The 7,223-nt window shown below is 69.8% G+C and carries 8 protein-coding genes; 6 read left to right on the forward strand and 2 right to left on the reverse strand.

Features of this window, described 5'->3' with window-relative positions; all coding sequences use genetic code 11:
• Nucleotides 1-172 precede the first annotated feature (172 nt).
• The 6 genes from WD250_07135 (at nucleotide 173) to WD250_07160 (ending at nucleotide 6,022) form a co-directional block, all read left to right on the forward strand.
• Entirely contained in the window at nucleotides 173-727 is a 555-nt protein-coding gene (locus WD250_07135) for a hypothetical protein (GenBank protein ID MEX2619977.1), read from the forward strand.
• Entirely contained in the window at nucleotides 724-1,368 is a 645-nt protein-coding gene (locus tag WD250_07140) for an RES family NAD+ phosphorylase (GenBank protein MEX2619978.1), read from the forward strand. Before WD250_07135 ends, WD250_07140 begins: the two co-directional genes overlap by 4 nt.
• Nucleotides 1,369-1,656: 288 nt before the next feature.
• Nucleotides 1,657-2,214 carry a hypothetical protein gene (locus WD250_07145; protein MEX2619979.1) on the forward strand — a complete coding sequence of 186 codons (558 nt, stop codon included), beginning with the start codon at nucleotides 1,657-1,659 and terminating at the stop codon, nucleotides 2,212-2,214.
• A 74-nt stretch (nucleotides 2,215-2,288) separates the two neighbouring features.
• On the forward strand, nucleotides 2,289-2,804 hold the full coding sequence (locus WD250_07150) for an RES domain-containing protein (GenBank protein MEX2619980.1): 516 nt from the start codon (nucleotides 2,289-2,291) through the stop codon (nucleotides 2,802-2,804).
• 323 nt (nucleotides 2,805-3,127) lie between these two features.
• Nucleotides 3,128-4,360 carry a DUF4143 domain-containing protein gene (locus tag WD250_07155; GenBank protein MEX2619981.1) on the forward strand — a complete coding sequence of 411 codons (1,233 nt, stop codon included), beginning with the start codon at nucleotides 3,128-3,130 and terminating at the stop codon, nucleotides 4,358-4,360.
• A gap of 210 nt (nucleotides 4,361-4,570) precedes the next feature.
• The gene (locus WD250_07160; protein MEX2619982.1) at nucleotides 4,571-6,022 is read left to right on the forward strand and encodes a DUF234 domain-containing protein; all 1,452 of its coding nucleotides are present in this window, start codon (nucleotides 4,571-4,573) and stop codon (nucleotides 6,020-6,022) included.
• Nucleotides 6,023-6,171: 149 nt separating this feature from the next.
• Here the strand turns inward: WD250_07160 and WD250_07165 are convergent, their stop codons facing one another.
• Nucleotides 6,172-6,486 (reverse strand): type II toxin-antitoxin system PemK/MazF family toxin, encoded by a 315-nt coding sequence (locus WD250_07165; protein ID MEX2619983.1) that lies wholly within the window; start codon nucleotides 6,484-6,486, stop codon nucleotides 6,172-6,174.
• A complete protein-coding gene (locus WD250_07170; GenBank protein MEX2619984.1) occupies nucleotides 6,483-6,683 on the reverse strand; it encodes a type II toxin-antitoxin system CcdA family antitoxin in 201 nt (66 codons plus the stop codon). Before WD250_07170 ends, WD250_07165 begins: the two co-directional genes overlap by 4 nt.
• Between the last annotated feature and the right edge of the window lie 540 nt (nucleotides 6,684-7,223).

The following is a 7,223-nucleotide window of genomic DNA, read 5'->3' on the forward strand; positions in this document are numbered from 1 at the left end:
GACGTCGAGGTCGAGCTCCACTCGGCCTCCTACGACGAGGACGGCGCACTGCTGGTACGACCGTGGCCTGGCGGCGGCCTACGCACGGTGAACGCGGCTCCTGGCCACCAACCGCATAGTGACAGACGTGACGCAGCAAGGTATTGTTGAACTGTCACTTTCAGGAGGTGTCATGTCCGGTCTCTACGTGACCATCCACACTGAGCCCCCGCCCGCGTCGGGCGGTTCCACGTTCCGTATCGACGAGCGATTTGACGACGTCGTCGAGCAGCTGCTGCCCAACACCGACGTGCCCGAACCTGCGTGGTTGGACCAGGCGCGCCGCAACGCCGAGCTTCGCACGCAGCTCATCCAGGCCCATGGTGGGTTGACCGCCGAGCAGGTCGCTGACACAACCGGCTCCAAGGCCGCCAACCGCCGGCAGGCCGCCCACCGGCTGGCGAAGGACGGCAAGCTGTTCGCGGTGGACTGGCACGGCGCGCTGGTGTATCCGGCGTTCCAGTTCGACCCGTACACCGGACAGGTTCGCCCGCAGATCGCCGAGGTCCTTGCCGCGCTGCCCGACGGCCTGCATGGCTGGGAACTCGCGCTGTGGTTCGACGACGCGGTGTACGACCCGAACACCCGCGACTACACGGTGCCGCTGGAGGTCATCGACGACATGACGCAGCTGCTGCGCCTGGCTGAGGCAACCGCAGCCCAGTGGCGCGCGACCGGCGGCACGTGAGGATCCTTGACTGGCCCGCGGGCCGCACGTTCACCCGTGCCCACCCGCACATGTTCGGATCGACCGAGTTCGACTCGCGACCAGCCGGCGACGCCGACACGCGGTTCTCCCCACTGGAAGTCGCGGGCCAGCTCGTCCCGGCCCTCTACGGCGGTGTCGACGATCGAACCGCCAGCGCCGAGACGATCTTCCACCTGCTCCCAGCCGGCAACCGGCCACGCCGGATCCGCCGCAGTGCCGACGCGACATGGCAGTGGTCCACCGTCCACCCGGCCCGTGATCTGCGCCTGGCCGCGCTCGACGCGACCTACCAGGATGCGGCGGCGCTGGTCGACGGGGCTGCACCGACCTACCCCGACACGCGCGACGGGGCCGCACGGCTGCTGGCCGACCAACCCGACATCGACGGGCTGGTGTGGGCATCTCGGCAGATGCACGACCAACCATCGACGGTGACCGTCGACCTCGCCTCCACCGACGTGAGCCTCGTGCTGTTCGCACCGACGACCAGCCGCACCGGTGGCGTGCACCGCCACGAGCTCGACTCGACCGACCCGGCGGTGCTGTTCGTCAGCGTCACCGGCCTGGCACGGCTGCTACGAGTCGGCACCGAGCTGGACGTGACCGTCGTCGTCTCCTGAAACGCGACGACCTGGCCGACGGCAGCCGTGCCTGCACCGTTGCCGATGAGTGAGCGATAGTGCTCATCTCACCAGCACCCCGTCTCGGGGTTGTTCGGCAGCCTTGTGGCTGCGTCCCTTCCGCGCTTCATGGCCACCAGCCGAGCCAGGCTCGGTCTTATGGCCGGTCCCGGTGCTCGACCACCACCGCAGCTCGTCGACGGCCCGGCCTTGTGGACGATGGGGACACCGCGTAGAGTAGACCTTGTAGACGCAGGGTCGCGTGCTCGCGACAGGAGGGTGATCTGGGTGAGCTCGGCAGGGATGCGTGCGGTGCTTGAGAAGCTGGCGGGCCGCGCCGAGGCGGACGAGGAGTTCGCTGACGCGCTCGCGTTCCTCGCCAAGACCCACCTCGACGCCGAAGACGACCCGTTCGCGTCACCGGCCGGGGAGGTCCTCACCGTCGCTCGGCGCATGAACGCCAGCCGGCTCGACGCACGACGCCACGCGCTCGTGGAGGGCTGCCTGACCACGTCGGGGATCGTCGACCTGGTCCCGACGATGACCGACCGTCGAGCGGTCGACCGTCGACGTCACCGCGGCACCCTGCTCGGGATCAAGGTCGGCAACACGACCTACCACCCCGACTGGCAGTTCGACCGGCGGGCCGGCGAGACCCGCAACGGCCTGCCACAGATCCTCGCCGCCCTGCGGGACGTCACCGCCGACGCGATGGCCGCCCACCAGCTCATGGTGACCCCGCAGGGCCGTGCAGACGGTGCCAGCATCGCCGAGGTGTTCGCCGACGGCGACGGCGACATCGACAACGCCCTCACCCTGATCCGCCTCGTCGGAGACCAGTCCTGATCGAGTTCCCCCGGGCGCGGCCCCGCGGGCTGCGCCGCACGCGAGCTGACGGTCCCTGGTGGCGCTTCGAGGCAATGGAGCACGACACCTGGACCTGGTCGGGCTTCCTCACACCACGCCACCGCTTCGATCCGCCGTCGGGCCGGTTCCGGGTGCGCTACGCCGCCAACCGTGTCGACGCCGCCGCGCTGGAGCGGTTCCCCGCCCGCACCATCACCGACGCCGACGGCGACATCCAGCTCGTATGCCTCCTCGGGAGCCCCGCCGCTCTGCACCTGACCCGCCAGGGCAACCTCGACGCGCTCACCCTCGACGATCGCGTCTCCACCGGCCGCCTCGACGACACTGACCACGGCCCGCTGCTCGCCACCTCCCAAGCGCTGTCCGACGCCGTGTACGACTGGTGGGAGACCGCACCACCGCCGCTGGTGTACCGGACCCGCTCGATGCCCTCCGCACGCAGCATCGCGTTCACCGCCACCACCGCCTGGGACGCGATGACCAGCCGGCCACTGCGCCAGGCGAGCTCCCTGCTCACCCACCTCGTCATCCAGCGCGACTTCACCGTCCCCGAGACCTGGCTGCGCTGACCGCTACTGCGCCCCGCACCTGGACGACATCGCCCGCGGCCGCGCCGACCTGGCGATCGACCACTTCCACCGCGACTACTCCTCCTGGCGTGGCAAGGCGATCGAACCGGTCGTGTCCGTCACGATCAGGTCGGCCTGCTGCGCGGTCATGCAGCGAGTGTAGGCCCCACCGAGCGATCCGGGGACACGCTGCGCCGCCTCGATGATCCGCTGCGGTCCCCTCGTAAAACGGCAGGGTTCCCGGGCCGGACAATGGTAGGCTAGCGGTTGGTAAAGTGGCGGGGCTGCGCAGGAGGTGCGAAGTGGTCTACTACCGGCCTCGGGTGCTCGATCTGTTGCTCGACGAGCGCATGGCGACCTTCGCCGCAGTCCTGATCGAAGGCCCGAAGGCTTGCGGCAAGACGGAGACCGCATCGCAACGGGCCCGGTCCGCGGTCCGACTGGACGTGGACGAAGACGCCCGCCGAGCGGCACAGATCGACCCGCGGCTGATCCTCGACGGCGATCGCCCCAGGCTCATCGACGAGTGGCAGCTGTTTCCTCGGATCTGGGACCACGTCCGTCGCGCCGCCGACGCCAGCGACGCGGCCGGCCAGTTCCTCCTCACCGGATCGTCCTCGCCCACCGACGCCGTGCGGCGGCACTCCGGTGCCGGACGCGTCGCGACGTTGCGGATGCGTCCGATGACCCTGCATGAGGTAGGCGCGTCCTCGGACGAGGTGTCGTTGGCCGCGCTGTTCGACGGGAACGACCCGACAGCGTCGAGCGGCAGCGCCGAGCTGGGCGACGTCCTTGCGCTGCTCGTCACCGGCGGTTGGCCGCAGCAACTGCAACGACAGGATCCGCGGTTCGTCGTCGACTACCTCGACCAAACCGTCCACGTCGACATCAACGCGGTCGGACGGACCGAGGATGCGCCGGTGCAGCGACGCCGCGATCCGACCAAGATCCACTCCTGCATCCGATCGCTGGCGCGCAACACCTCGACCGCCGCTGGCGTCCGGACCCTCGCCGCCGACACCGGCCTGTCCCGCGACGCGGTCACCGAGTACCTCACCGCCCTCGAGCGACTGATGATCGTGGAGGACCAGCCGGCGTTCAATGTGCACCTGCGGTCCTCGCGCAACCTTCGCACGACGCCGCACCGCCACTTCGTCGACCCTTCCATCGCGGCCGCCGCTCTCCGCGTCGATGCCGCCGGACTGCTGGCCGATCTCAACTCCGCTGGGCTGCTGTTCGAATCGCTCGTGGTGCGCGACCTGCGCGTCCTCTCCCAACCGATGGATGCCTCCGTCATGTATTTCCACACCGACGCCCACGAGATAGACATCGTCGTGCAGCGCCCCGACGGCGCCTGGGGGGCGGTCGAGGTCAAGCTCGGTGGGGACGGCCTCATCGAAGAGGGCGCGGCTTCCTTGCGGGCCGCGGTCGGGTCGATCGATCTCGACAAGGCCGGACGCCCACGATTCATGGCTATCGTCACGGCGACGGGTCGCTACGCCTACCGCCGGCCCGATGGCGTCTGCGTCGTGCCGTTGACGACCCTCACCCCCTGACGACCCTCCGGCACTGGCCCGCTCGCGCTGGCATCACCGTCGACCCGGTCTGCGACCAGGCTGGCCGCTTCGAGGAACGCGCGTGCGCGTGCCAACCGTCCCGCCCCTCCGGAGTCAGTGAAGGCCAGCCGTGCCGAGGTCCCGTGGACTAAAACCGTCATTGCTGTAACATACAAGAATGACTGTTGTTGATCTGCCGAAGGGGCGGGGATGGAGTTCTGGGGGCGAGCAGGCGAGCTGCGCCGGCTGCGGGCCGAGCTCGACCGTGTCCGGCAGGACGCGACCGGTCGGCTGCTGGCGATCCGTGGACGCCGCCAGGTCGGCAAATCCCGGCTGCTAACCGAGATGGTCGAGCAGTCCGGCGTTCCCTACCTGTACACGACCGCCGCGAAGCACGCCCCCACCGGTCGCCAGCTCGAGCAGGTCATGACCGATCTGCGTGCCGCACGGCATCCACTGCCGGCCCTGGGCAACGCCTTCGCCGCCCAGGCGACCACCTGGGCCGACCTGCTGGCCCGGCTCCCGCTGGCCTTCGACGCACAGCCGGCCATCGTCATCCTCGACGAGTTCCCCTGGGCCGTGGAGTCCGATGCCAGCCTCGATGGGGTTCTACAAAGCGCCTGGGACCGCAGCCTCGAACGGCTGCCCGTCCTGTTCGTCCTCGTGGGGTCGGATGTCGCCATGATGGAACGGCTCACCCAGCACGACCAGCCGCTGTACGGCCGTGCCCACGAGATGGTCCTCAACGCCCTGACACCCACCGACGTCGCCCACGCCGTGGGCCACGACCGCCACCCCGTCGATCTGCTCGACACCTACCTGGCCACCGGCGGCTACCCGCGGCTATTGGTCGAAGCCCGCCGATACGACACCACGACCGACTTCGTCCGTGCGCAGCTGAGCGACGACCAGTCACCCCTGTCGATCACCGGCCAGCGGATGCTCGACGCCGAGTTCCGGGGCGCGCAACAACCACGGGCAGTCCTCGAGGCCATCGGCGCGGCCGAGGTCGGCCACGCGACCTTCTCCTCGACCGTGGGCAACCTCGGCGGAGACGACGCCGCGAAGACGGCCGTCACCCGTGCCCTGGACACGCTGGTCGACGCCAAGAAGGTCATCACCATCGACCGGCCCACCGGCGCCCACCCCAAGACCAAGACCCGCCGGTACCGGATCACCGACCCCTACCTGCGGTTCTGGTTCCGCTACTGCGCCCCGCACCTGGACGACATCGCCCGCGGCCGCGCCGACCTGGCGATCGACCACTTCCACCGCGACTACTCCTCCTGGCGTGGCAAGGCGATCGAACCGGTCGTGCACCACGCCCTCACGAGGCTTGCCGCCACCGACGAGCGGTTCGCCACCGTCACCCACGTCGGCGCGTGGTGGGACCGCACCGGCGACCGGGAGTACGACATCGCGGCTGCCGACCGTCACGGCACCACCGACTGGCTCGGCACCATCACGTGGCGCCCCAACCGGCCGGTCGACCGACGCGAGATCCTTGCGCTGGCCGAAGGCCGCAGGGCCGTCTCGAACGCCGCGGGTGCCCGACTCCTCGCGGTGTGCCCTGCCGGCGCCCAAGGCGGGGCAGAGGCGGACGCGGTCCTCGACGCAGCCGACATCATCCACGCCTGGTCTGGGTCTCACGACCTCAGCTAGCCGGATCCGCATCCGACGCCCCGGCGAAGCAGGTCCGTCGTGATCCCCGAACCCGGCAGCAACGTCCAGGCTCTTTTCGTCGAGGATCCCGGTGACGGTGAGAACGTCGCCCCGGCCAGCGCCGCGGCGACCCCCGCGTCCTGTCGGCGTCAGAGGCCGTCACAGCCGAGCGCGACCGCAACAGCGGTGCAGGTGTCGTCGAGCGCGGCCCCGTCCACGAGGCCGAGCCGGCGCGTCAGCCGCCGCTGCGCGACGGTGTGGATCCCGTCGCAGTTGACGACGGACGGCTCGACGATGCCCGACTTTGGACCGATGGGGACCTCGACGGCGAGTCCGCGCGCCTGCGTGGTGATCTCAGCGACCGTGACATTCGCGCGCACGTCGAGCACCTCGTCTCGGGTCAGCACCACCACGGGACGCGGCTTTTGGCCGACCTCGGCGAGCCAGACCTCACCGCGCCTCACGGTTCGCCCCAGGCCTCCGCGTCGTCCCACGCCTGGTCTTCGGCCTCGGGCCGGGACCGGTAGGCGTGCCGGTCGAGCTCAGAGCGGCGACGCCACACTGCCCGGCGGAGCCCTTCCCGGGCGGCCTCGGACACGTTGATGCCGAGCTCGCGTGCTTCTGCGGCGAGCTTGTCGTCGATGACCACCGAGGTGCGCATACCTGGAATATAGCAGGTGACGACATACTTCTTCGATGCGCTTCACGTGACTGGGACCGTCAGGTGGGGCCCACCAGCACGACCGCGTTGGAGGGATCAGGCGAGTGCTCGGCGCAGGGCGTCTGCGACCCCTTCGTCGTCATCGCACCACGACGCCAACTCGCGACTCGCCTGGGTGAAGGACTCCAACACGGCCGGAGGGATCTGCCCCCCTTGTTCGATGGCCGCCCGCTCCTGCCCGACGTCGTCTCCCGGGCCTTCCGACGTCAGGTGGATCGCCTGGCGCTGCCCTGTGCCAGCCTCAACTCGATCCGCCACGTCCACGCGACGCTGCTGCTCCATGCCGGCCTGCCGGTGCAAGCTGTTGCGATGCCCGATGGGGATCGTCCCTGGCGGTCACGGCGGCGCAAGGCGATCCAGGAGGGCGCGAGGTGTGAGGACATCAAGGTCCGGGAGGTCGAGGGTGGTCAGATCGGCGTCGCCCGAGATCAGCGCCTCGACGTCTGCAGCCCGCGCGAGCGCGACGAGGTAGTCATCGTC

It is taken from the genome of Egibacteraceae bacterium, assembly GCA_040905805.1.
Lineage (GTDB): Bacteria > Actinomycetota > Nitriliruptoria > Euzebyales > Egibacteraceae > DATLGH01.

Coding starts and splice junctions, on each gene's coding strand:
- WD250_07170 (MEX2619984.1), bottom strand. CDS start 6,683: ATGCGCACCTCGGTGGTCATCGACGACAAGCTCGCCGCAGAAGCACGC.
- WD250_07150 (MEX2619980.1), top strand. CDS start 2,289: ATGGAGCACGACACCTGGACCTGGTCGGGCTTCCTCACACCACGCCAC.
- WD250_07135 (MEX2619977.1), top strand. CDS start 173: ATGTCCGGTCTCTACGTGACCATCCACACTGAGCCCCCGCCCGCGTCG.
- WD250_07160 (MEX2619982.1), top strand. CDS start 4,571: ATGGAGTTCTGGGGGCGAGCAGGCGAGCTGCGCCGGCTGCGGGCCGAG.